Source organism: Butyrivibrio sp. XPD2002, assembly GCF_000423945.1.
GTDB lineage: Bacteria > Bacillota > Clostridia > Lachnospirales > Lachnospiraceae > Butyrivibrio.
In genome coordinates this window covers 69646-94324 of sequence record NZ_KE384114.1, presented here as the reverse complement: position 1 = coordinate 94324, position 24679 = coordinate 69646, and the positions used below count along the sequence as shown (strand labels likewise).

16 protein-coding genes are annotated in these 24679 nt (G+C 43.7%); 3 read left to right on the top strand and 13 right to left on the bottom strand.

The window, feature by feature from the left end; translation table 11 throughout:
* Nucleotides 1–12: 12 nt before the first annotated feature.
* The 5 genes from G587_RS23285 to G587_RS0116740 form a co-directional block, all read right to left on the bottom strand.
* Nucleotides 13–2439 (bottom strand): ATP-binding protein, encoded by a 2427-nt coding sequence (locus G587_RS23285; RefSeq protein ID WP_196812603.1) that lies wholly within the window; start codon nt 2437–2439, stop codon nt 13–15.
* A 118-nt stretch (nt 2440–2557) separates the two neighbouring features.
* Nucleotides 2558–3661: a BMP family ABC transporter substrate-binding protein gene (locus G587_RS23280; RefSeq protein ID WP_081679492.1), complete on the bottom strand. Its 1104-nt coding sequence runs from the start codon at nt 3659–3661 to the stop codon at nt 2558–2560.
* 21 nt (nt 3662–3682) lie between these two features.
* Nucleotides 3683–4552 carry a transporter substrate-binding domain-containing protein gene (locus G587_RS0116750; RefSeq protein WP_026493174.1) on the bottom strand — a complete coding sequence of 290 codons (870 nt, stop codon included), beginning with the start codon at nt 4550–4552 and terminating at the stop codon, nt 3683–3685.
* A 159-nt stretch (nt 4553–4711) separates the two neighbouring features.
* Complete coding sequence (locus tag G587_RS0116745) at nt 4712–5899, bottom strand: acyltransferase family protein (RefSeq protein WP_026493173.1); 1188 nt, start codon at nt 5897–5899, stop codon at nt 4712–4714.
* A gap of 79 nt (nt 5900–5978) precedes the next feature.
* Entirely contained in the window at nt 5979–7118 is a 1140-nt protein-coding gene (locus G587_RS0116740) for a glycosyl hydrolase family 8 (protein ID WP_026493172.1), read from the bottom strand.
* 151 nt (nt 7119–7269) lie between these two features.
* On the opposite strand from G587_RS0116740, the gene surE reads away from it, so the two are divergent.
* Nucleotides 7270–7986, top strand: a complete 717-nt coding sequence (gene surE / locus G587_RS0116735) for a 5'/3'-nucleotidase SurE (protein ID WP_026493171.1) — start codon at nt 7270–7272, stop codon at nt 7984–7986.
* Between the two features lie 67 nt (nt 7987–8053).
* On the opposite strand, the gene G587_RS0116730 is transcribed toward surE, so the two are convergent.
* Both G587_RS0116730 and G587_RS0116725 read right to left on the bottom strand, forming a co-directional pair.
* Complete coding sequence (locus G587_RS0116730; protein ID WP_026493170.1) at nt 8054–9955, bottom strand: EAL domain-containing protein; 1902 nt, start codon at nt 9953–9955, stop codon at nt 8054–8056.
* Nucleotides 9956–10049: 94 nt separating this feature from the next.
* The gene (locus tag G587_RS0116725; protein WP_026493169.1) at nt 10050–11222 is read right to left on the bottom strand and encodes an iron-containing alcohol dehydrogenase; all 1173 of its coding nucleotides are present in this window, start codon (nt 11220–11222) and stop codon (nt 10050–10052) included.
* 177 nt (nt 11223–11399) lie between these two features.
* Between G587_RS0116725 and G587_RS23275 the strand changes: the two genes are divergently transcribed.
* Complete coding sequence (locus G587_RS23275) at nt 11400–13430, top strand: methyl-accepting chemotaxis protein (RefSeq protein WP_051201107.1); 2031 nt, start codon at nt 11400–11402, stop codon at nt 13428–13430.
* A 219-nt stretch (nt 13431–13649) separates the two neighbouring features.
* Here the strand turns inward: G587_RS23275 and G587_RS24695 are convergent, their stop codons facing one another.
* Together G587_RS24695 and G587_RS0116705 are read right to left on the bottom strand one after the other, a co-directional pair.
* Nucleotides 13650–16556: an amino acid permease gene (locus G587_RS24695; RefSeq protein WP_051201106.1), complete on the bottom strand. Its 2907-nt coding sequence runs from the start codon at nt 16554–16556 to the stop codon at nt 13650–13652.
* A gap of 33 nt (nt 16557–16589) precedes the next feature.
* Nucleotides 16590–16919, bottom strand: coding sequence for an Hpt domain-containing protein (locus tag G587_RS0116705; RefSeq protein WP_026493168.1), 330 nt, complete (start codon nt 16917–16919; stop codon nt 16590–16592).
* A 153-nt stretch (nt 16920–17072) separates the two neighbouring features.
* Between G587_RS0116705 and G587_RS0116700 the strand changes: the two genes are divergently transcribed.
* A complete protein-coding gene (locus G587_RS0116700; RefSeq protein WP_026493167.1) occupies nt 17073–18389 on the top strand; it encodes a GGDEF domain-containing response regulator in 1317 nt (438 codons plus the stop codon).
* Between the two features lie 160 nt (nt 18390–18549).
* Here the strand turns inward: G587_RS0116700 and G587_RS23260 are convergent, their stop codons facing one another.
* The 4 genes from G587_RS23260 to G587_RS0116680 form a co-directional block, all read right to left on the bottom strand.
* On the bottom strand, nt 18550–19974 hold the full coding sequence (locus G587_RS23260; RefSeq protein WP_035787104.1) for a tyrosine-protein phosphatase: 1425 nt from the start codon (nt 19972–19974) through the stop codon (nt 18550–18552).
* A gap of 216 nt (nt 19975–20190) precedes the next feature.
* On the bottom strand, nt 20191–21474 hold the full coding sequence (gene ltrA / locus G587_RS0116690; RefSeq protein ID WP_026493166.1) for a group II intron reverse transcriptase/maturase: 1284 nt from the start codon (nt 21472–21474) through the stop codon (nt 20191–20193).
* A gap of 678 nt (nt 21475–22152) precedes the next feature.
* Nucleotides 22153–23331: a MerR family transcriptional regulator gene (locus tag G587_RS0116685; RefSeq protein ID WP_026493165.1), complete on the bottom strand. Its 1179-nt coding sequence runs from the start codon at nt 23329–23331 to the stop codon at nt 22153–22155.
* A 170-nt stretch (nt 23332–23501) separates the two neighbouring features.
* On the bottom strand, nt 23502–24098 hold the full coding sequence (locus G587_RS0116680; RefSeq protein WP_196812602.1) for a hypothetical protein: 597 nt from the start codon (nt 24096–24098) through the stop codon (nt 23502–23504).
* Between the last annotated feature and the right edge of the window lie 581 nt (nt 24099–24679).

Genomic DNA, 24679 nt, shown 5'->3' with positions numbered 1-24679 from the left:
AGATTGTCCCCTCTATACCTTCGCAAGAATGTCCTTATACGTGCGATATTTTGATAATGTATCCCATGTATTATCTCTGATATAGTCGATATCCTCTTTTTTACCTGCCTCCTCAAGACGCTTAGCCATATTCGAAAGTTCAGTCAGGCCCACCATTCTGGCAGCGCTCTTAAGTGCATGAACCTTGGTCGTATAATCCTCTATGTTCTCATCGTAATAGAGCTTTTCAATTTCGTCGGACTTTTTGCCTATCGAATCTCTGAAGAACCTCAAAGTGTCTATGAACATCTCCTCAGTTCCTGAATATTCAAGAACATGGGTCGTATCGATAAGGCCCTCAGACTCCAGTCTCTTAATCTCATCTCTTGCCTGTGAGATACTGGGGGTAGTCTTTTGCTCCTCACCCGTTCCACTTCCCGGAGATGTATCTTTTTTATCCGGCTGCTCTCCAAGCTTCTCCTTGGGAATGTACCTCAGGATAGTCTCCTCCATGGTCTTAACGTTAATAGGCTTAGCCAGATAATCGTTGAAGCCTTCCTTGATATACGCATTCCTTCCTTCCTCGGAAACATTAGCTGTAAGCGCAATGCATACGCCGTTTCTGTTTTCGTTTTCAGGCAGGCTCCTTATTCTCTGCAAAAGCTCAACGCCATCCATTCCGGGCATTCTATGGTCAATGAGCATTATGTCGTAGTGATTTTTCTCTATCATCTCAAGAGCCGCTGCGCCGCTAAGAACGGAATCAATGACAACTCCGGTGGGCTCTAAGAGTCCCGCTACAACCTTAAGGTTGATCTCCATGTCATCCACGGAAAGTATTCGTACTTCAGGGGCATAAAAAGCAGGCTGATAGCTTTCCTGACTAAGGGCTACTTTCTCTGCTGCCTCCTCATAGTTACCAATGCTCTCCCAATTCTTAACCTTCTGCTTTACTTCAAATGAAAACTCACTTCCCTCACCATAGACGCTCTTAACATCTATGGTAGTTTCCATGGCATCAAGTATCTGCTTGACTATGCTCATACCAAGACCGGTACCCTCAATGGTCTTGTTTTTATTTTCATCAAATCTCTCAAAGGCAAGGAAAAGTTTATCAATGCTCTCCTGCTTCATGCCGATTCCGGAATCCTTTACTGTGATCATCAGATTTATCTCATCCTCACTTAGCTTTTCATAGTCGACGATGAGATGTACAAAGCCTTCGTTGGTGTACTTTACTCCGTTTGTAACAAGGTTTATTATTACCTGCTTAAGTCTTGTGCCATCACCTATAAGATGATCCGGAATATTCCTGTCTATATCAATATGGAAATCGAGCCCCTTATCTTCAGCCCTGGTCTTTATCATGATAGAGATATCCGTAAGGAGGGTTGAAAGATTGTAGTCCTCATCCATAAGCTTTAGCTTTCCTGCCTCAAGTCTTGAAAAATCAAGCACATCATTTACAAGACTAAGGAGTGATGTGGCAGAGCTCTTAATGCTGTAAGCATACTGCTGTATCTTACTGTCATGCCCCTGCCTCAGGATCATTTCATCCATTCCGATAATGGCATTTATAGGGGTCCTTATTTCATGGGACATATTTGCAAGGAAAAGTCCCTTTGCTTTTGATGCTTCCTCAGCAATCTGTTTTGCTTTCCTAAGCTCTTCACTTTCTCTCGCCTTAATGGATGCCTGCAGGAAGAAAATCAGTATGATCATTACAAATATTACAAATAGTGCATACGTAATGATAATCTTATTCGTAACGTTAGCATAATTAGCCAGAGCCTCCTCTTTTTCAAGAGCTCCGACAATTACAAAGGGGGAGTTCTCAAGCTCTGCGGAATAGAAATACATCTCGCCCTTTGTAGTCTTTACCTTTTCTATCGCAACTGAATCAACATTATGCCCTCTGCCTAATCTCTTAAAAACATTTCTTACGGATGCACTGTCGAAAAATGCAGCATCTTCTTTTTTCATATTAGTGAACGGAATCACTATTTCATCATCTCTGGTCATAAGTGCAACACTGCCCAGATTCGTAATATTATCAAGCCCATGCTTTCTTCTGATATAGACTGATGAGCATATTGAATACAAAACGTACCGGACATTATCCCCTTTAATGACAGCATAAGAAAACATCAGTGCACCGGTTTTCATGTAGGATACGCCACTGTTACCACGAAATGACTCAAGAAGTCCCTCATATTCAGTAGGATCAATCGCACCTTCATATACAGGGTTTCTCTCTCCATCCATAATTCCAAGAAGAATACTGGGTTCTGAGTCAAACACATTCCGGATGACCATTTTGGCCTGCTCAAGACCTTCGCCTTCCCCGATATTATCATTCCCAAGTATCCACGCTATGTGCTCAAGGGCCAACATCTCGGTTCTTAGGTTTTCACGATAATAAATCGCAGCTGCCCTTGCCTCATTTTCTATGTTCTTCATGATAATTATGTTGATACGATTATCCAAACTGTTATAAAAAATAATTCCCAATGTTGTAAAAATGAGAAAGACTGTAAGGAGGAGTATAAAAATTCGACCAGGCATGTATCGGAGCTTACTATTCATAGACTTCCACTCCTTCCACAAACCAGTTCATGCGCCTTAAGAGCGCATCATCGCTTATTCTTTCACCCTTCCTGCACATGACTTTTCCGGTATTACTGATTATCTCTCCTTCAAAAACGAATGAGCCTTTGGCAAACTCCTTCCTCTTTGCATCTACAAAGAGCTTTACATCCGGGGGCACAATATTCGTAACATCCGTAAAGGAAACCGCTCCCTCTCTCATTCCAAGGAAGTAATAATGGTTGTCGGTAATTGCACCCTTCAAAAAATCCTCAAGAATTTTCCGGTATACCACATCCCAGTGATATATAACACTGGTCAGATATTTGTCAGAATATCCTTCCATATCCCTGCCATAACCGACTGAATAAGCCCCCAGTTCTTCTGCAGCATCAATAGCAGTATTGAGGCTGGCATGATAGGTTATGAGGTCAGCACCATCCTCTGTTATCAGCTTTTTTGCCTGTAAATATTCATCTTCCGGATCCGTCCAGTTATCCAGATATCTCACCTTGACTGTCACATCCTGATTAACTGATCTGGCCCCCAGGGTAAACGCATTGATTCCCCTTGTTACCTGCGGATTTCTTCCGCCTGCAACATATCCAAGGATATTACTTTGGGTCATTCTGCCCGCGATCATTCCTGCAAGGTATCGCATCTCATAAAGTCTGCAGAAATATGTCGTTACATTTGACAAATCAGAGTTGGGAGATACTGTGTAGAACTCAACATTATTGTATTTAGACATCACAGGGTACAAATCCATTCCATAGCCTTCACTGGTGAGGAATATGACATTGCACCCCTTGCTCACCAGTTCTTCCACAGCAGCTTCTTCACTGGCAGCCTTCTCTTCGACATTGGTTACTACCTCAAGCTTTAATCCAAGAGCATCGCATGCTGTCTTGAGTCCGTTGTAATGATTTTCGCTCCAGCCTCCGTCATCAATATCATCAAGGAAAACACCACCGACTATTGTCTTTTCTTCGTCGTTCTGAATGGACATTCTAAACAGACCTATAATAAGGCCTGCCAAGATCAACAATAGTACTACTAATATCAATATCCAGGTGTATCCCTTTAACTTTTTCATATAGAGCCCCGATCACATAAATTACTGATTAGCTACCAGATATTTAAGTGTAGCGTTATCTCCAATGACATAATCTGCATTTCCGTTATGAAGAGCTATGATACAGTCCGCGAGGGTTGAGCATTTCATGATCTTACATTTTACCCCCGGAAAATCACCGGCTCCCCCCTGAAGGTAGCTCTCTCCGGTAGTCTCTGCCTCAACAGCAATAACTACTGATTCATCAAGATTTTTCAGTATCTCCTCTGCTTCTTCCCTTGTCTTTGCATCCTTGAAATCATTATCTGCTTTATTGGCCACAAGGCATTGTCCTGCATTGAAATATGGGACTGAAAAATCCACAAACTCTTTTCTTTCATCCTTTATTGTTATTCCGGCTATGCAGGCATCACATTTTCCCTGTGCAACCGTCTGGAACATGATATCGAAATTGACATTTACAAGCACCAGCTCTTTACCCATGTAATCAGCGATTGCCTTTATAAGCTCCATATCAATACCGTAATGAAGATCACCCTCATCATAATCAAAGGGCTCAAAATCTCCGGTTGTTGCTACCACAAGCTGGTCCTTTTCATCATCCCGGGTCCCTGTAGGTATGCCAACAGGATCCCCCGTACCGCCAAAATAGTGTCCGGTTATTTCATCATATTTTCCGTTTTCAAATCCGGCCTCTATGAATTCGTTTATCTTTTCCAGTATCTCGGGCTTATTCTTATTTACCCCGATTCCGTAATCCTCATCAGTAAGATTGATATCAATTACCACAAGCTCGCTGCTTTCTTCCTCGGCGTCCCCGCCCACAAGCTCTTCGTTTTTCTTACTGCAGGCAGCTGTCATACTGATTAGTAGTGTCATTATTATTACTGCTGATATAATTCGTTTTCCCATAGGATTGTCCTCATTTTTTAGCCAAAAAGCATAGCCAGACATAATAAAATAACCATAATTTATTATCCAACATGCCTATAAAAATCTGATAAACAACGCATTAAGTTACGATAAAAAAAACGGCACATATGCACTTTTGCACATGCGCCGCAGCTTATTTTATGATGCCTTCTTAAGTTCGACAGGCTGTTTTTCTTTTTTGCCAATTCCAAGAATCAGACCATGTAATTTCTTTAACAGTATTGCGGAGGGAACACCCAGAGCGAATACTACCAGTACATAGAGGAATACATTTTTGATCGGGAAGGGTGATTTCACACCGCCATCAAAGGTGTGGTCACAGAGCTCTACGAAAAGTCCGTGGATCAGGTAGAACTCAAGGGTTATCGTTCCCATGAATTTCAGGAATCTGTTACCGATCTTAACCTTCATTCCAAGAAGGAGTGATGCAAATACGAAGTCCATGGTTACAAATACCTGGCTGAGAAGTGTCATACGTCTTCTCAAAACCTTGTCCGGTGCACCGAAGTTCTCGCCGTAGTAGGAGAAGAAATCCTGCGCATGTACGGAATAGAGATATAAAGGATAGAGTGCTGCAACTGCAAGGATTGCATATACCCAGTAGTACTTTTTGAGATGAGGGATGATCTTGTCCTCATACTTTGCAAAGAGGATTCCCACAGGGAACATGTGCACGCAGTTCCACCACCACTCACCCCTTATAAGGTAATCGTTGTGGTCGATGCTGGTTCCAACAAGAATGTATGCAACCACGAAAGCTGTTGTCGCTGCTACTGCAAGGCCGTCCTTTTTAATGAATCTGAAGGCAAGATAAAATGCCAGATAGAAGAACGGAAGGACTATCACGTACCAGGTGTTGGGATTGCAAAGCTTGATGCTTGAAAGGTAAAGCAGTGCGCCGGGCATATCCATCTTCTCACCTATAAGAAGTCTTGCGATGAAGAATATCAGTGTTGTTGAATAGAGTGATAACACCACAGGCAGTATTCTCTTTTTCACAAAGCCATTCAGGTAGTTCTTCTTGGTGTGGAAGCTCTTGTAAGCTCCGTAGCCGTTGAAGAAAAGAAAAAATGAAACAAGGATGTAACCTATCGGAACAAAGAACTCAAGCCCCGGAATAATGCGGCTCTTGGGAAAGAGCCAGGATGCGCAGGTCTTCTGGCCGATGTGATGCAACATAATTGCCACTGTTAAAAATCCCTGAAATGCCTTGGTCTGTGACAGTGACAGACTGTCGTTCCACTGTCCTTTTCCCTGTGGCTTAGCCCCCCACAAAAGAAGTATCGGCATAATAAAATACACCGAATAGATTAGTTGTTTACCCATAACTTTTTTAAACCTCCTCCAGTTTAAATATTTTTCATTCCTTTATCTTAAAAAGCACCCCAATACATGCTTTTTAGAATCAGTAAATTCTGTAATTCCCCGAAAGTGCCAGAAGCGCGAACATGTACAGGCAGTTGTCATAGTACCTGCGAACGCCCTTCCTGAGCGGCTGATTCCAAAACCATTCTACCCATTTTTTTGCGGTTTCAAAATCATCATCAGCAGCTGCAAGTGCCCCCTGCGCAGTCGCTGATAAAAGTCCAAGAGGATGAAGAACAGGTCTCTCAAGAGGTGTTCCGTCAACCTTATAAGCGCACCTTACTGCCTCAAGATCTGTTCCGAAGAACTTCATCATGCGAAGCGGTGCCCCCAGATGCTTTTTCTCCTCGCCAAACCATACTGCATCAAGCCCTATATTTGCTGCAGTTCTGTAGGCATCACTGAAGAAATCACCAAACTGTCCCCAGGGCAGTTCCTTGTCCATGGGTGTACCGTCGAAGTTACCATACTCAGGACTAAGTCCCGTCTCCTTGTGGCAGCACTTTACCAGGTAGTCTCTGCTGACCTTTGCTGCATTTGCGAAAAACTCCCTGTCCTCCTCATTTGCCCACAGCGCAAAAAGCTCATAGAAGTGCGGCAGATGATAGGAAGGATCTGTGTGCGGGCTTCCCGGAACAAAAAGAATCTGTCCGTTTTCCCTGTTCCACATGGGACATCCCGGTCTTCCATTTTCCCCCTTGTGAATGCAGGCGCTAAGCAGCTCTCTCGCCTCTCTGCTGTACTCAAATATTCCCTCGCCATCGCCCCATCTGTGTGATGCAAAGAAAAGCGCCATTGCGTAGAATTCCTCGCCGTCAGGAGCAGGACCATAGGCATTCTTGGTTCCGTCTGTCTGACAGGACCAGGCAAAATAGCCCTCGTTGTCGCCCTCTGTCATGAACATGTAGGTCTTGGACCACTTCCAGATGCGGTCGAATTCCACCTTCATATCCAGCTGAACGCACATCATCATGCCATAGGACATACCCTCTGTTCTTGCATCGTTATTACCGGTGTCGGTAAGGTAACCCATATCCTCACCGGCTTCATGATAAATTCTCTCATTTTCATCGTAGAAAAATGTCTTAACCGCCTCGTCGATACGTGCCTGTATCTCGGCGTCGCTTTTTCCTATTTCCTTAAAAAGGTTCCTGTAATTACCTGTCTTAAAAGCACCCATTGCTATCCTCATTTTCTATAGTCATATCGTTAGTTTATCAAGTCTATGTTCGCATTATTACAGGCTCCGTGTCTTACATAATCTTGCTTATTTCTTTTTGGTTGTTGCGATTTATGTTAGTATAGAAAAAAATCATTTTCAGAGGTTTTATATGCGAAGAATACTAATCACAAATGATGACGGAATAGATGCAGGCGGTATCCACAGACTGGCGGAGGCTGCAAAGGAATTCGGTGAGGTGTGGGTTGTAGCTCCGGCGCACCAAAGGAGCGCTGCTTCACACAGCATTACCTTGAGAGACCCGATAGATGTTTTCCCTCACGATTTCCCGGTTGAGGGCGTTCACGCATTTTCCTGCAGCGGAACTCCCGGCGACTGTGTCCGCGTGGGAAGTCTTAATATCATGCCGAAAAAGCCCCATGTGGTCCTCTCAGGCATCAATTTTGGCTATAACGCAGCAACGGATATCCAGTACTCCGCCACAGCAGGAGCAGCCTTCGAGGCAGCTTTTCAGGGCTATCACGCCGTTGCACTCTCAGAGAACATTGACGACGATCACGAGGTCACAAACGCATATCTTAAGGACATGCTAAAGGAGGCTCTTAAGGTAAAGCTTGACTACGGTCAGATAGTAAATATCAATTTCCCGGGATGTCCCCTTTCTGAATTCAAGGGTATCCGCAGAGACGTAACCGTATCCAGAAGCTCATTTTACAAGGACCGCTATAAGGTTGTTGAGCATTTTGAAGGTGGCGGACTCCGCCTGATGGTGAACGGAATTTATAATGAAAAGTGCGAGGAAGGCACGGATTTTAAGGCTATCGTAGACAACTATATATCCTTCGGAATAGTAAATAATATTGGATAAGCCATCCTAAAAAATAAAGGAGCTGGAAAAAATGATTTCTCATTTTTTCACAGCCCCTTTTATATTTTTAGTAACCTCTATATTGTTCAAGGAACTCTTCCGGCGGAAGTGGCGCTGAGAACAGCATTCCCTGCAGATAATCGCAGCCAATGTTTGTCATCTTCTTTGCCATTTCCTCTGTCTCTATTCCCTCGGCGGTTATGCCAAAATGCATCTTTTTAAAGGCTCCTACCATCATGGGAAGTATGTGGTCAGGTGCATTACAGTAATCCCATACGATTTCCATGTCGAGCTTTACATTTATGAAGGGACTCTTCTTAAGTCTTGTAAGGTTAGAGTAACCTTTTCCGTAATCATCCAAAACAAATCTGAAGCCATCTCTCTGCATTGCCTGTATCTGCTTTTCCATCTGCTGGTCGTCTATCATGGCTTCCTCTGTGATCTCCAGATGTATCCTGGAAGGATCAACGCCATATCTGTCCACAACCTTGAGGAACCTGTCTCCAAGGTCAGTTCTCATGAACTGGATAGGTGACAGATTGACATTTATAAACTGGAGTCCAAAGCTGTCCACATCGCTATCCGCTATAAACTGGCAGACCTTTTCAAATACCTGCTCTCCCAGCTCATTGATTCGGCCATTCTGCTCGGCTATCGGAATGAAGGCTCCGGGAGGCACGATATGTCCCTTTTCATCACGGATTCTTGCCAGTGCCTCCGCTCCCACAAGGGTGCGCTTATTGGCATCAATAAGGGGCTGTAGGTATATCTCCACTGCCTTATGATCAATGGCATTTTCCATGGTCTTCTTCAGATAGATTCTGTCTGCATAATCCTGAAGAGCATTATCATCGGTAAGGACATTGTAGTCATCCCCGAGTCTGTCTGCTCTTTCCAATAAAAGTCCGATGGAGTTAAGCACTTCATCTGCGCTTCCATAGCCCTTTGAAAGGTCAACCAGAGCAAAGCCTACCTCCAGATAGAGCTCAGCATCATCAGATTTCCATGGAAGAAGGAACCGGTGTCTTATTTCCTCATGAATCTCCTCCCAGTCCATTCCTCTGTTGCCAAGAAGTACGAAGCGTCCATTTTGATAATAAAACTGGATAACCTCAGGATAGTTCTTCTTAAGGAACTCAGATATCAGAGCAATTCCCTGATTCATCTGTATAGTTCCATAGATATCCCTAAGGTCATGGTAATCACGAATAATAAAAGAGAGAATCTTATATCTTCCCCTGTCCTCATTTTCCTCTATAAAAATTCTCAGGGCCTTGCTGTTGAAGGCCATGTTCCTGGTTTCAAGGAAAAATTCAGGGTTACCGTAGGACAGGTAAATTATAAGAACTGCCATCAGGCAGAAGGTGTCAAAAATAAGATAAAGCGGCAGGTAATACCTCAGTGCAGATCCAATCAGAAGCATTGTGGTATAACCGATAATGCCGTTTCTTTCATGCCTTCTTCGCAGTCTGTTCCAATGTGTAAACAGGGTAAAATAGTTCATGAATATGTAGAAATAAAGGGTAACGTAAACCATGAAGTGGAGTGGTCCACGGTGATACCCTGTTTCATCAATATAGAAAATAAATCCGAAAAAGGCACTACTAACAGTAAGGATTTCCGACAATATAAAAGGAATCCTTATAAGCCATTTTCTTACATTTTTTCTGGATGGAGCAATGCGCAGAAGGGTAACACCCATTTCAAAGAACAAAAAACACCCGCTAAAGAAGGCTGCAAAATAGAGCGTATTTAATAAAACCACTATCCAGGTCGGTAATGTCTTGTACTCATTACATGCCCAGCTGGCGATTATATCCGATATTATGACGAAGCCTTCATTAACCATAATAGCCAGGAATACCTTATTCAGCCTGACAGGAAGTCTCGGCAATGAAAAGTAGTATCCCATGATTATAATCAGAATAAGTAGGCTTGGAATTACATAATCAAAATTCCAATTGATCATAAAATTAACCCCTCATTACTCTTTATTGCAATTATATTGTATCAACAAAGAGAATGAGGGGCATAATTATATAATTCTTCTATTAGTTAAATTTTTATAAAGCATCTCTATATATTTTCTCTACATCTGCCGCACTTAAGGGTCTGATTCTTGAGAGCTTTACTGTATCCTTCATGGTTGCATCAAGAGAAAGCTCCTTAATATCTTCATCTGAAGGGTCAACCCCCAGCTCTCTTACGCTTACAGGCATTCCTATGGATTTAAAAAATGACACAGTCTTCTCTATTCCTGCAAGAGCTGCAGCCTCGTCATTTTCCTCAGTAACTCCCCATACGCTGCGGGCGAATCTTGCAAATCTGGGAAGGGCTCCCTTATAAAGATCTTTTGCCCATGCTCCCCAAACCGCTGCAAGGGATGCGCCATGGGTGACATCATACTTTGCTGAGAGCGCATGTCCAAGCTTATGAACTGAGAAGTCCTTGCCGCGGCCGCACTCAGTGAGGTTATTGTGTGAAAGGCTTGAAGCCCAGAATACCTCACTCATTGCATCGTAATCCGAAGGATCCTCCACAACCTTCGCTCCGTTCTTGATCACTGTGCGAAGAAGTCCCTCTGCTATCTCGTCGGTCATATCGCAGTGGAAATCCGGGATGAAGTATCTCTCCATTGTGTGCATCATGATATCCGTTACACCGGCTGCTATCTGGTTCTTAGGTAAAGTTGTTCCAAGCTCGGGATTCACGATAGCGAATCTGCATCTGTTAAATTCAGTGTTTATTCCAGCCTTCTTTCCAAGCTCCTCGTTTGTAAGAACAGCGGAATCACTCATCTCACTTCCGGCAGCAGCTATTGTAAGAACTGCGCCAACGGGAAGAGACTTTGTGAGCTGAACTCTCTTAACCCAGATATCCCAGAGCTTCTCATCGGGATTGGCTGCGCCGTGGGCAATGGCCTTGGCTGTATCAATAGCGCTTCCTCCGCCGATACCTATTATCATATCTGCACCGAAATGAACAGCTTCCCTTACGCCATCCTCTGCATGCTCAAGAGTGGGATTGGGCTTTGCTCCTCCAAACTCCATATACTCTACGCCTGCTGCCGCAAGAGAGTCCTCAACTCTTCCAAGGAGACCGCTTCTTACAACGCTTCCCTTTCCGAATACCAGGAAAGCTTTCTTTCCATATTTGCTGGCTGTGTAGCCGATATTGTTCTCAACACCTTTTCCAAAAACAACTTCCGTAGGTGCATAGTAAGTAAAATTGTCCATGTACTGCCTCCTGAATTAGTTATCATTATTTCGTATTTTTTGACATACTACTTCAATATCATATTATAGCAAAAATTATAAAAAGATTAGAAACTATTTATAATTTAATAATCTTTATTCTGACCTTTTCAAAGTATAATTTATATATAATAATTCTTCTATGGAGGTGTTTTCATTATGGCTAGTAAAGTTAACGAAAAATCGCTCAGCAAGCACATCAGTGGTCAGCTACTGGCAGTTATCATTCCTATGGTAATTTTTGCCATCGCTGTTGTGGCAATTTTCATGGCTATAAGCGCCAAAAATGTCATCGTGGAAGAAGCCACAAACGGTCTTGCAATGGAAGCCAAAGCCAATGCTGCCGAAATTGCCGGAGATATGTCCAACATGGTTGCATATTATAACGGTCTTGGTGATACCCTTGAAAAGTCCTCTTTTGCTGATGACAATGCATACCTAAATGCACTTCTCCCCGGAATGGATGAATATCCCGGTGTTGTTATTGACGTTTATCTTGCAATCGGCAAAGAAGCTTTCTATGACGGAGGCGGCTGGGTTCCGGATGCTGATTACGACCCTACCTCCAGAGGCTGGTATAAGAACGGCCAGGGTAAATCATCCATAACACTCGGTGAGCCCTCAGTAGATATGTCCACCGGTAACACCGTTGTATGCGGTTCAAGAGAGGTCAAACTCCTTGACGGAAGAACGGGTATCCTTTCCACAGATATAGTTCTCACAGGAATATCCAAAACAGCCAGCGCATATAAGCCCCTTGGCACAGGATCCACCATGATGTTCGGCGGCACCATAATGATCGCATCACCTGCCGAGGATCAGATTGGTAAGGATGTAGCCGATTATCCCAATGACGACTTTATTCAGCAGATTTCCAAGATAACAACCTCAGGCGGAAGGGATGACATTTTCACCCTTCACGGAACAGATGGAATAGATTACTACGTATCAATCGATCCGGTTCAGGGCACCAACTGGTTCCTGGCTTCCTTCGTTAAGGTAAGCGACGTACTTGCACCTCTTTACAAGTTTATTTATATAAGCGTAGCTATTTCAGTCATCATGCTTATCCTCATGGCAATCGTTATGCTACAGACCATCAACAGCATGATCAGTAAGCCTGTAAGTAAGCTCACTGACAACATCACCAGAATTTCACAGGGTGACTTCACCGTTGACATTCAGAAGGGTCAGGGAAACAAAGAAAACGAGATTGGCCTCATGAACAACAACATGGCAGACTATGTTGCACAGATGCGTGATACTCTCATTCAGATGAAGGAAGTCACAGGAAAGCTCGCAATCGAATCCAGCAACTCCAAGCACGCATCCAGTGATCTCAATGCCCAGGCTGATGAGCAGTCCAAGGCAATGCAGCAGATCCAGGGTGCTATGGATGACATGGCTGACGCTGTTACAGAGCTTGCTAATCAGGCAACAAACCTGGCTCAGGAGGTATCAAACCTCACAGAGAAGAGCCAGCATACAAGAGATACCATGGATTTCCTTGTAACCAAGGCAAAGGACGGTCAGCGTGATATGGAGATTGTTCAGACAGGTATGACCGGCATCGCCAAGGCCATGGATGACATGAACGAAGTAGTAACCGTTGTTGGAGAATCAGCTCAGAAGATCAACTCTATCGTAGATATGATCAATGAGATTTCCAGTCAGACCAACCTCCTCTCCCTCAATGCTTCAATTGAGGCTGCAAGAGCAGGTGAAGCCGGCAAGGGCTTTGCAGTTGTAGCTCAGGAGATCGGACAGCTGGCACAGAACAGTGCAGATTCAACACAGCAGATCTCAACCATCATCAAGGAGATCACCATCCAGATAGAGGAGCTCTCCAACAAGTCCAAGAGCAACATGGAAGAGATCAACCACAACATGGATGCAGTTAATACAGCAGGCGCTACCTTCGAAGAGATCTTCAAGAGCCTCGATGAGACCAGCGATATCGTAAGCGAGATGATTGCCAAGGTTGGTAACGTTGATGAAATCGCAACCTCCATGGCAGCAATCTCCGAGGAGCAGTCAGCAAGTACTCAGGAAGTAAGTGCTACAGCCACTCACCTGACCTCCAGCGCAGAGCTCGTTGCAGAGAACTCCAAGGGTGTTGATAACAGTGCTACCGCAGTTTCAGACTCCTCAGATGAGATTGAGAATCTGATCAATGCATTTAAGGTTTGATGAATCGCTCGTAAAATCAGAGATATTCTGAAACAAGAAAGAATGTCGCTTGCGACATTCTCGCGCCGAGCGCGGTTGCTGAAGGCAACATATTCCTATCGCGCGAGTGCGCATCCATAGCGGAGCGCTTTTTATGATATCATAAAAAGAGGATGAGTTTCCTGATAGAAGCTCATCCTCATATTTTTGTAATAGTAGTTTTGTCTGGTTGGTTTTATGCTAGTTTATTAGTTTGACCAGGGTCTCTGTCATCTTGCTGATATCTATCGGTTTTGCTATATGTCCGTTCATTCCGGAGTCTGCTGCCTTTTTAATATCCTCTGAAAAGGCGTTAGCTGTCATCGCAACTATGGGTACCCCGGCCTTCTCCTTTTCCTCAAGCTTCCTGATGGTCTTTGCGGCTTCATAACCATCCATTACAGGCATCTGAATATCCATAAGCACAATGTCGTAAAAGCCTGCAGCTGCAGCGCTTACCTTATCCACTGCCTCCTGTCCGTTCTCTGCCATTTCAACTATCAGTCCCATCTTCTCAAGGAGCTTTGCTGCAATCATTCTGTTGACCTGAATATCATCCACAAGAAGCACTCTCTTGCCGCTAAAGTCTACATCGCTAACGGTTGTTTCCTGTTCTTCATCCTTAGCCTTCCTGATATCCTCCTCGGTCTGAAGACCCAGAGTCAGATTTACGATAAACTCAGTTCCATGCTCCTTTTTTGATCTTACCTCGATGGTGCCACCCATGACATCCACGAGACTTTTTACAATGCTCATTCCAAGTCCGGTGCCCTGGATATCCTTAACCGTCTCATCATTTTCTCTTTCAAAGGCGTCAAACACCTTGGTCGTAAACTCCTCTGACATACCGATTCCGCTGTCCTTAACCTGAATCTCATAGACAGCCTTCATGTGCTCATAAGCCTTTTTCTGTTTAACGATCACGGCCACTTTACCGTTCTTTGGCGTAAATTTGTAGGCATTACTAAGCAGGTTTAGAAGCACTCTGTTTAACCTGTTTTTATCGCAGTAAACATGCTCGTTCTCTATACCCTTCGTATCTACCGTATAGGTAATTCCCTTTTCAGCCATCTGCGTAGCAAACAGATCCTTTACATCATCGAAGGTTTTCCTCAGATTAACGGGCACATTTTCAAGCTCTATCCTGCCGCTCTCGATTCTGCTCATCTCAAGGACGTCATTGATAAGGGCCATCAGATGATTGCTGGAGGCCTCGATTTTCTTAAGGTATTCCTTCAGCTCCTCATGGGTGACATTTTCCTCCTTGGCGAGGTTGATGTATCCTATTATGGCATTCATGGGAGTTCTGATGTCGTGGGATACGTTTGATAAAAATACCGTCTTGGCGATACTCCTTTCGGTGGCCTTTAGCTTTTCCTTCTGAGCCTCCTTCTCCCTAACAGTTATTATGCTGTAAATCCTGAACATGATAAGTAGTGAGATGATGTTCAGAGTCATCTGAATCATACTGTTTATGTTGATATCATTATCTGCCTTCACAAGCTTTTCGTTGATAAATTTGCTTGTTTTCTCGGGATCCTCAAATTCCGTTTCATCGCTTAGCTGCTCATAGTGGGCACTTATGCTGCTTACCACCTCCTTGGTGATATCATCGGTTGCGTTATTCACCCATACAAGGGATGCGAAAAACGTCATGCACAAAAAGGTGATCCATGCGATGGTGGAATGTCCGAATCTCTTTTTCTTGTCGTGCTCAAACACAAACATGAAATACACGAAGCCGATGATACTCCAGCTTGCAAGGATGAAGTAGCTCTCCGTTGACATGGCTCCCGCAGACCACACCATGAAGTACATAAAAAACAGCACCGATGCGATAAGTCCGAGAATGCCAGTGGCCATTATTTTTTTATTGTTATCAGCCTTAGCGTTGACTGTTGCTGCTGCCGATGTATATCCGTAGGCTATGATCGCGCCGATGGTGGTGACATCGACTATCCATCCTATGGCTGTCCTTCCAAGGAGCGGGATAAACACTGAAATTGCAGTCACCGCTGCAATGGCATTTTGCGGAACATTTTCGTCATTCAGCTTTCTAAACCAGCCGGACAGAATGCCGTCATCCGCCATGATGTAGAGGAGTCTGCTGGCAGCGATGAAGTTACCGATAAGTCCTGTCATGACGCCTGCGAATGCGGCGCAGCCAAGAATTATAAGGCCGGTACTACCCATGGAATCCTGCGCAAGATGAAAGGTCGGAAGTCCAAGAATGCCCCCGATATTCGGAAGGTCAGCTATGTACTCTACCCATCCGGAGTAATTCTCATGAACACCTGCGGAGGCTATCTGTGCGAGGAGCACGTAAGAAACCACCGATGTTATGAGTGCTGCCACCATGATAGGCAGGCTCTTTTCAGATGAAAACTTAAAGCCCGATGCTGAATTCGATATGGATTCAAATCCGACGTATGCCCAGGGAGATAACGCGATTATTGAGATAACCTGACTTACCGGATTTCCTTTGTTCGGTGAGAAGTAAGGCTTTGCAACGAAGATTATTCCATGATTGTGAGAGGAAACATTTACGGCGCAGACTATGATTCCCAGAATCAGGACAAAGCACAAAATTGCCTGAAGATTGACAGATATCCTTTTTCCCTTCATGCAAAGTCCTGATGCCAGGCATATGGCAGCCACTGAGATCAGCACCTCTCCCAGATATACATCGTATCCAAGTATCTGGTAATGGAAGCCAAACTGGAAGGTTCCATCAAAGAGGTACTTGCTGATAAGGCCCAGCGCAGAGGCGTTGGCCCATATGATTGCAACATAAACAAGGATAAGAAACCAGGCGCTCATGAAGCCGTGGTCATATCCGAAGGTTTTTACAGCATAAGTCAGGGTTCCACCTGAATCCGGGAATTTGTTTATAAGATAGTGGTAGTTAACGCCGATGATCAGCATTATGACAGCGCCGATGATAAGGCCCAGCGTGGTTCCAAGGGGACCGGCCAGAGGCAGAAACGTTGTGCCGGGCATAACAAATGCGCCCCATCCAACGGCACATCCGAATGACAGAGCCCACACATGCAAAGGCGAAAGATATCGCTCCAGTTTGCTTCTTCCATGTCTATCATCAGTATTCACGGCGTTACTCTCCGTTCAATATCGATACAAATCTTAACTGCGGAATGCGTTTCTTTGAGAAATAAGTTTTTCGTATAGCGGCTTGTAGTCCATCTGCTCTCTTGCCCTGAGGTGCTCCGTGATCTCACATATAGTCTCATATAACGGCGTCAGCGCAAGATTACCTATTACACCCTTTAAGGCATGCACATGCTCAAAGGAATTATCAAGGTCTCCGGCCTCAAGGGCTTGGCCTAAAGTCTCGAACCTTTCATCAGAGAGGCCGAGCTCTATCATCTCCATGTAGAAATCCTCCATGCCCATGCATCTTTCAAGACCTTCATCCACATTCGCCCCTAACTCTCTCAAACCATCAATGTTCATAGCGCAAGCTCCTTTTCATGAATCACCGGCCAATTATATTAATTATACACAATAATCTTTTCCAAAACGTAAATTAAGTAAAAATATATACTTTTTAAAGAATATGTTTATTATTTTTTGCTAGGATTTATTTGTGGGAGAACATAGAAAAATATGGCAAAACACAAGATTCTGATCGTTGATGATGAAAAAATATCCCTCAGGATGACGGATCATATTTTATCAAGTGAGTACGATACCATCTGTGCCACAAACGGCAGGGATGCCATTTGGATGTATAAAACCGAGAAACCTGATCTGGTGCTCTCGGATCTTAGGATGCCCGAAATTGATGGCTTCACGTTGCAGAAGACTCTTCAGGATGAGCTTGGGAAGCAGATTCCCTTCATGTTCATGACCGCAGATAAAAATGATGAAACCGAGAGTAAGGGCTTTTCCATAGGTGCCCTCGATTTTATCAGAAAGCCCTTCAGAGCGGACGTTCTCTTAAAGAGAGTCTCGAATATTCTAAAGACCGTCGAGCAGATTCAGGGTCTTAAAAAGGCTGCCGTCACCGATCCGATGACAGGTCTTCTAAACAAGACCTCCTCCCAGGAGGAGATTGACGCCCTGGCTAAAGTAGGCTCCGGTGCCCTTCTGATGGTAGATCTTGACAGCTTCAAGCCCGTAAACGACATCTATGGCCATGCCATGGGTGATAATGTTCTTATCCGCTTTTCAGAGATTCTGCGCACTGCAATCCGCTCCACTGACCTTGCAGGTCGTATGGGCGGCGATGAATTTATCCTGTTCTGCAAGAATATCCTCGATGAGGAGGTTATCGCCGAGAAGGCCGCCTACATCAATGAGCAGATAGTTTTATCCGCAAAGGAGCTCATGGGTCCCGATATGACAATTCCCCTTGGAGCTTCCATTGGCTGCGCCTTTGCTCCTGATGAAGGTAAGGATTTCCTCACACTTTTCAAAAAGGCTGATAAAGCTTTATATGATGTTAAGCAAAATGGAAAGCACGGCTATAAGATTTTCCATGAAAATAAAAATGTATCTGACAGTCAGCCTGGTGAGGCAACCGCTCTTAAGGCTGCCATGATGCTTATGGCTGAAAGAAGCCCCGGAAACGGCGCCTTTTCACTAAACACTGACAACTTCAAGACTGTGTATCAGTTCCTTGCGAGGGTTGTCAACAACTACCACAAGCACATCCATGTGATGATCTATACGATCACCCCAAATGGACAGGGCGTGGATATGGAAGCTGCCATGAGCGAGTTCATGTCCATCGTACAGATGTCCCTTAGGCAGAGTGATGTCATAACAAGGCACGGCAATAATCAGGTTATGGTGCTTCTCCTGGAGACGCTGCCCTCCGAGATTGAGATCGTGACGGAGAGAATCGAGATGAACTGGGAAGCCAAGGATTTCAGTGATGTTTGTAAGATTTCGCTGGAGATGGATGAGCTTAAGGGATAATAATAAGGGAAAATATTAAGGGAGCTGGCTTTTGAGTGTCAGCTCCCTTCTCTGTTGTCAGATTCAATTATTATTTGAGTTCCCGGCCTGCATATATTATTTAAGTTTGAGCTCCTGGCCTGCATATATTATTTGAGTTTGAGCTCCCGGCCTGCATGTATTATTTGAGTTTGAGCTCCTGGCCTACATAGATCAGGCTGGGATCCTTGATGATATCTTTGTTAAGCTTGTAAATCTCGGTCCATTTATTGGCGTCACCAAGCTGCTCTTTTGCAATCTTTATGAGGTAATCACCGGGCTGAACAATGTATGTTGCAGCGGGAGATTCATCTGCTTTTTCAGTTTCTTCTGTAGCTTCAGTTACTTCTTCAGCTGCACTACTATCTCCTGTGCCAAGATTAGCTCTCAGGGCGTCCTTCTCCGCATCTGTAAGTCCGATAGCTGTGAAGAACTTATCAGCTTCTGCTGCGAGGTCTGCATTTTTCACATCAGTTATTCCAAATGCATTCTCAAGGTTTTTGGTAACGTTATTAACGATGAAGGTATATTTTTCATCACCTTTTTTAATACCATAATAGTTATAGTAAGTGGTTGCATAGTCCTCGACCACTTCGTCATAGCTTGCTCCCATAAAACATTCAAGGAGAGCACATGCATATCCTGCGCGGTCTTTTCCTTCTGTGCAATGAATTTCATATACGCCGGGATTTTTAGCAAAAAACTTCAGACCCTGGGCAAGCTTATCCTTGAAATCCTGTGCTTTAAGATCAAGGCCCATATTAAGGAAAATAACCTTTTGTTTTGAGTAATAGGTATCATCATATCCTTCGAAGGATTTTGCAGTCGCTTCATCATCCGCCATGTTCATGATAACAGTTACGCCTGCTTTTTTTATGGCAGCATCCGCATAAGAATTTCTGTTATATCTTGTATTTATGGGAGATGCAGATCTGTATAGCTTTCCTTCTCCCATTCCGGTCGTTGTGACAGCCCTGAAGTTTGCAAACTGCTCATCTGTCAGATCCGGATAATCAGATCTCTCTGTTGTATATGACATCTGGCGAAGCTGGTATTCATCATAATAGCCTTTGGGGGTATTCATAGAAATTGTGAAGGTGATCGGGAATTCCACACCATCAGCAGCTGTCCAGGTGACTGTTTTATCTTCGGCTGTTTCTTTTATTGCTAGTCCATAGGTAGTTGCAAAATCACCCATATTTATGGCTACCACTACATTTGTATCTTCTTCGCGGGCCAGAATCACCGGCACTCCTGAATCTACATCCGAGAAATTGCTGCAGAACGGCAATTCCATAGTCTGATCCAGGAAGGATACATTAACGACATCACCATATTCGTACCCTGCATCCAGTATTTCTTTGCATTCCATAGACAGAACGACATTTCCATACTTCTGGATTTTGTCTAATTCAGCGGTGGCTGACAGTTCTGCGACCTCAGAGGTATCAGCCTTTGCTGTTTCTGCTTCTTTAGTTGTTTCAGCAAGAGTAGTAATTTTGGTGGGTACAAAAAGAGTTGTGGCAATCAAAAATGCCATCAAGAATGATAAATATTTTTTATTCATTTTTGCCTCCTTTTTGTAAGATGCTCTATAAAAATATTCTATGTTAAGTGGACTGCCATAGATATTAAAAAAAGATGAAATTTTGTTTAACAATCGTATCCTTGCAGATGTACAGAAAGCATGTCAATCGAGTAGGAGAAAATGTCTCATTATAGAGACATTTTCGACCTCTCACACCACCGTGCGTACGGTTCCGTACACGGCGGTTCAATCAACTTAACAAGTGACACACCTCTCGGTGTAGTAATCTAACATTGAGATAAGTCCAAATTGCTTAAGCCTTTTCGGGCTTATTGCTCTCTGCACATCTGTCTTTGAGCATACGCTTGCAATCGCTTTTCCGTTATAGGCGGTTCTATATGCCGCCCATTTGGGTATTCCTAGCTTTACCAAGTTCTTCGCTCTGTTCTGTGGAGTTTTCCAGTGTTTCCAAATGCACATGCGAAGTCGATACCTGATATTTCTATCAAGTTCTGTACAGAGGGTTTTCATTCTCCCTATTTTGAAGTAGTTAATCCATCCTCTGATGAGCTGATTAAGTTTCTCCACTTTATAGCTGTTGCTGACGCCCCAACTCCGGCAAGTAAGTTCTTTCATCCTCTTCTTAAACTTCGCTACTGATTTCGCATGTGGTTTTGCCTTAAACTGATGCGCCCTAGAATCAAAGTAAAATCCGAATCCAAGGTATTTAAGTCCTTGTGGTTTATCAACTTTACTCTTGGTTATGTTTACCTTGAGCCCCAATTTCTCCTCAATGAATCGAGAGATATTTCTCATAACTCTATTAGCAGACATTTCACTACCAACCATGATGATACAATCATCTGCGTATCTTACAAAGTTAAGCCCTCGCTTTTCCATTTCCTTATCGAGTTCATTCAGCATGATGTTTGCCAATAATGGCGAGAGGTTTCCTCCTTGCGGTGTTCCCACAATAGAGTCCTCGTATTCATCATCAATCATGATTCCACTGACTAGGTATTTTCTAACGATAGAAATAACATCTCCATCTTTTATAGTTCTACCTATGATAGTCATGAGTTTGTCATGGTTCACTGTGTCAAAGAACTTTTCCAAGTCAATATCTACAATCCAATCATTACCGTCATTCATCATATCAAGCGCTGTTAGGATTGCTTGCTGTGCACATCTATTAGGTCTGAATCCGTAACTGTGGTCATGGAATTGTTCCTCATAGATTGGTGTTAAAACCTGGGCAATGGCTTGTTGTATGAATCTGTCTGTTACTGTTGGTACTCCTAGATTTCTGACACCGCCATCAGGCTTTGGTATCTCCACTCTTCGTACTGGCTGAGGTTTATACTTTCTTGTCCTCAACTGTTCCTTGATGACATCGCCGTTCTTTTCAAGATGTTCTTTGAGTTCTGTGTACTTCATTCCGTCCACTCCCTCCGCACCTTTGTTTCGTACGACTTGCAGATATGCTCTATTGAGGTTATCACTAGATAGTATCTGCTCCATTAGACTACTTGTGTCCATGCGTTCTTTCCTTTCCGCCTCGCTTGATTTGACCATCTTTATCCCGATTGGTTACGGCAGATGTTGTCATCTCTGCAACACGAGACATACTCAAACTTATTGATTGTTCACCCCTTCACTCCATCTCCATTACAGAGACTTCTTCGCTACTATGGGTTCGGCTGACTTCTCACAGTTCGTTGTTACTAGGCTAATGCAACCTCTGTGAGACCTCCACGCTTAAGGTGCACGCTCTTTCTCTCCATATATCCGCCACATTTACTCTGCTACTACAAAAGTGATAGTTATTAGACTTCGTTGCTCTTGGCCAACTTATCTCTCGTAGCCTAGCCTTATATGTGATTTCTGTCCGTCGGACCAGAGATTTGCTTACAGCTTCCTTCAGATTCCACCTCACGATGGACACCCTTGCTGTTCGGCTATACACTTCCCACTATCTGGGCGTGTTCGGGACTTGCACCCGTTAGAGCGCGCCCATGGCGCGCAAACCAAGAAAGAATGTCGCTTGCGACATTCTCGCGCAGAGCGCGGTTGCTGAAGGCAACATATTCCTATCGCGCGAGTGCGCATCCATAGCGGAGCGCTTTTCATGATATAGGAATTTCGGAGAAATTTCCTATATCATGAAAAAGGGCATCGCCTTGATGCATTTAAACATCTAAAGCGACACCCATTTTTTTATGCGGCGCAAATCGCTACGCCGGTAGATTTGTGAATATACATGTATCCTTCGTAGTCCATCTGCTCATGAATTTTTTCCATGAACTCTTCCCTGTCTCTGGTGACTGCTGCCTTGCACTCCTCCGAGAAGGAAGATATGTAGTTGAATATCATCTCATCATCCGGAACCATCAGGTCGTTTTTATGTTCCTCGACATCCAGAACCCGGAAGTAATTCTGCAATTCGTTTTTACAATTATCCAGGAAGAAATCGAAATTCAGGAAGGGGAATTTCATTCCCGGGTAATTGTCCGTCACAAGATTATGAATTTCCTGCATGTGCTTTTCTCCAAGCAGAGTACAGGTGAATCTTCCGTTCTTCGCAAGAAGACTCTTTATCTGTTTATACAGCTTGATTCTGCTCTCCTTCTCTAAGTAGAACAGCACATGGTTAACCATGATAAGGTCGAAGCCCGCTGTGGGATATGAAAAGTCCGTGGCATCTCTTTTATCAATCACGAAGCTAAAGTTCTTCTCCGGATATTTTGCAAGAATCTCAGCCACCGTCTCCCTTGCACTGGCCAGCATACCGTCTGAATAATCCACCATGTGAATCTCAAGATTATCAGGCAGCAGGCCTGCCAAACGCTTCCACAGAAGTCCGTTACCGCAGCCTATGTCCAGAATCTTCATTCCCTCAGAGATGTTCTCCTTTTCCAAAAGCCAATGAAACCACTCAACCTCAGCAGTGCTGTACTCGTGGATTGAGATTCTCTTGTTCAGGTTATCATCATTTTTGTACTGAGTTATGACTTCCTCCCTGTCCCTTGTCAGCTCGATGACGTGTCGCAGGTTCGGCCAGAATTCCTCTTCCGCGGAATCCTTGGTTTTTCTTATGGCAGCAATCAGTCTTGTGATGTGCTCTCTTTTATCAAGGAGAAGTTCTTCCTGTTCCTTTAAGGATTTCTGCAGATCCGAACTGTCATTTTGCATCATGTTCGCGATCTGCTCCAATGAGAAATCCATGTACTTCAGCATAAGTATTTTCTGCAAGCGTACCACGCTGTCCTCATCGTAGAGCCTGTACCCCGACTCCGAATATTCGCATGGATGCAGTAATTTCTTCTCATCGTAAAATCTCACAGTGCGTGCAGAAACCCCAAGCTTCTTGGCCAATTCCCCAGCGGTATACCTCATATGTAGTGCCTCCTCTTATCTTGTTTTTTCTGAGTTTAAGCCTTTACGCTACGTTAAGGTCAATACGTTTTTGGAAAGTTTGGAAAGTTTTGGAAAGTTTTTGTTATTTCTTTTGGTTGGTTTTGTTGCAAGCTATTGGCTAGTGTTGTTTGTTATTGATTTTTCCGAAGTTATTTCACATAGTCGTTTATATTGAAGGTTTCATCAGTGCGTTCCTCTTCTTCAGTTATTCCCGGAACGAACTCTGTAACATAAGTCTCACCTGTAGCTCTGTCAATGTAGTAGCGAACCTGTGCTGCTGTATATGATCTGTACAGAACCACTACCTGGTTGTCATCACTTGAATCTATAACCCAATAGATAGTGTAATCATCGGACTCTGTCATTCCTTCAAGATCAGGATTGCTTGCGATGCAGTAGTTTCTGACTGCTTCAAGCGCCTGGTCGTCAGTAAGCCGGGAGGATGTGGTAGCTTCTGTTGTGGTAGCTTCTGTTGTGGTAGCTTCTGTGGATGAGTTGTCTTCTGTTGTTTTTGTTTCTTCTGATTTATCTTCTTCGGAGGTCTTATCTGCTCCTGTGGAATTCTCGTCCTGAGTCTTTTGATCGTCTGTTGACTCAGATTCAGAAGTTTCCTGATTGTCCTCTGTAGTTTCTGCTTCGTTCTCATCTATTTTTGTAGCCTCGAAGTAAGCTGTCGGTCCATCTGCACCTTCAGTCACCTCTATGTTATCCTTCTTTGCTGAGCAGCCTGCTAAGCTAATTCCCATAGTTAATAAAATTATTGCGATAAGTACTTTTTTCATGTTTACTCCTTTTAGTGTAGTTCTATTTTGAAGCTACACTTCTTGATTAGCTCTTGGCAATTATATTTCTTTAATATAGTATCCCATTTCTTGAAATTCCGCACGCTGTTCAACCGGAATCCCTGATATGTCTTTCACCGGCGTAACGCTTTACGATTAACTGACTGCTTTTTGGAGGTCCATTACGCCAAGATAATCTTGTTTAAGTAAATTGGTTGAATTTTCTGCGGCTCATGGAGTGATATGAATTGTGAGAATGTCCCTTGTGCTTGATTTTCTCAGTCTATAGCTTACCAATAATGATAACTGGTCTACCACAAACGTTATTACGTCAACTTTTGAAACGTAGTGGTAGACCAGAATATTAAAATCAAAGCAAGTTGGTTGAACGCCTCCCAAAACCTCCAAACAAAATTACGTCTATATATCCAAGAAAAGCCAACTGGTTGGCCCCCAAAGAAAGAAGTAAACCAACATCATCAAAATAGGGTAAGTTGGTTGAACCCTCTCCGCTATTCACAAGCGATTCTCAAAAAGAATAACAA

What these genes read in the sequence shown, in the direction of transcription:
- G587_RS0116700 (WP_026493167.1), top strand. Translation starts at nt 17,073, where the DNA reads ATGGCAAAACACAAGATTCTGATCGTTGATGATGAAAAAATATCCCTC.
- G587_RS23260 (WP_035787104.1), bottom strand. Translation starts at nt 19,974, where the DNA reads ATGAATAAAAAATATTTATCATTCTTGATGGCATTTTTGATTGCCACA.
- G587_RS23275 (WP_051201107.1), top strand. Translation starts at nt 11,400, where the DNA reads ATGGCTAGTAAAGTTAACGAAAAATCGCTCAGCAAGCACATCAGTGGT.
- G587_RS0116740 (WP_026493172.1), bottom strand. Translation starts at nt 7,118, where the DNA reads ATGGGTGCTTTTAAGACAGGTAATTACAGGAACCTTTTTAAGGAAATA.
- surE (WP_026493171.1), top strand. Translation starts at nt 7,270, where the DNA reads ATGCGAAGAATACTAATCACAAATGATGACGGAATAGATGCAGGCGGT.
- G587_RS0116730 (WP_026493170.1), bottom strand. Translation starts at nt 9,955, where the DNA reads ATGATCAATTGGAATTTTGATTATGTAATTCCAAGCCTACTTATTCTG.
- G587_RS0116725 (WP_026493169.1), bottom strand. Translation starts at nt 11,222, where the DNA reads ATGGACAATTTTACTTACTATGCACCTACGGAAGTTGTTTTTGGAAAA.
- G587_RS0116680 (WP_196812602.1), bottom strand. Translation starts at nt 24,098, where the DNA reads ATGGGAATTAGCTTAGCAGGCTGCTCAGCAAAGAAGGATAACATAGAG.
- G587_RS0116745 (WP_026493173.1), bottom strand. Translation starts at nt 5,899, where the DNA reads ATGGGTAAACAACTAATCTATTCGGTGTATTTTATTATGCCGATACTT.
- G587_RS0116750 (WP_026493174.1), bottom strand. Translation starts at nt 4,552, where the DNA reads ATGGGAAAACGAATTATATCAGCAGTAATAATAATGACACTACTAATC.
- G587_RS0116705 (WP_026493168.1), bottom strand. Translation starts at nt 16,919, where the DNA reads ATGAACATTGATGGTTTGAGAGAGTTAGGGGCGAATGTGGATGAAGGT.
- G587_RS23285 (WP_196812603.1), bottom strand. Translation starts at nt 2,439, where the DNA reads ATGAAGAACATAGAAAATGAGGCAAGGGCAGCTGCGATTTATTATCGT.
- ltrA (WP_026493166.1), bottom strand. Translation starts at nt 21,474, where the DNA reads ATGGACACAAGTAGTCTAATGGAGCAGATACTATCTAGTGATAACCTC.
- G587_RS0116685 (WP_026493165.1), bottom strand. Translation starts at nt 23,331, where the DNA reads ATGAGGTATACCGCTGGGGAATTGGCCAAGAAGCTTGGGGTTTCTGCA.
- G587_RS23280 (WP_081679492.1), bottom strand. Translation starts at nt 3,661, where the DNA reads ATGAAAAAGTTAAAGGGATACACCTGGATATTGATATTAGTAGTACTA.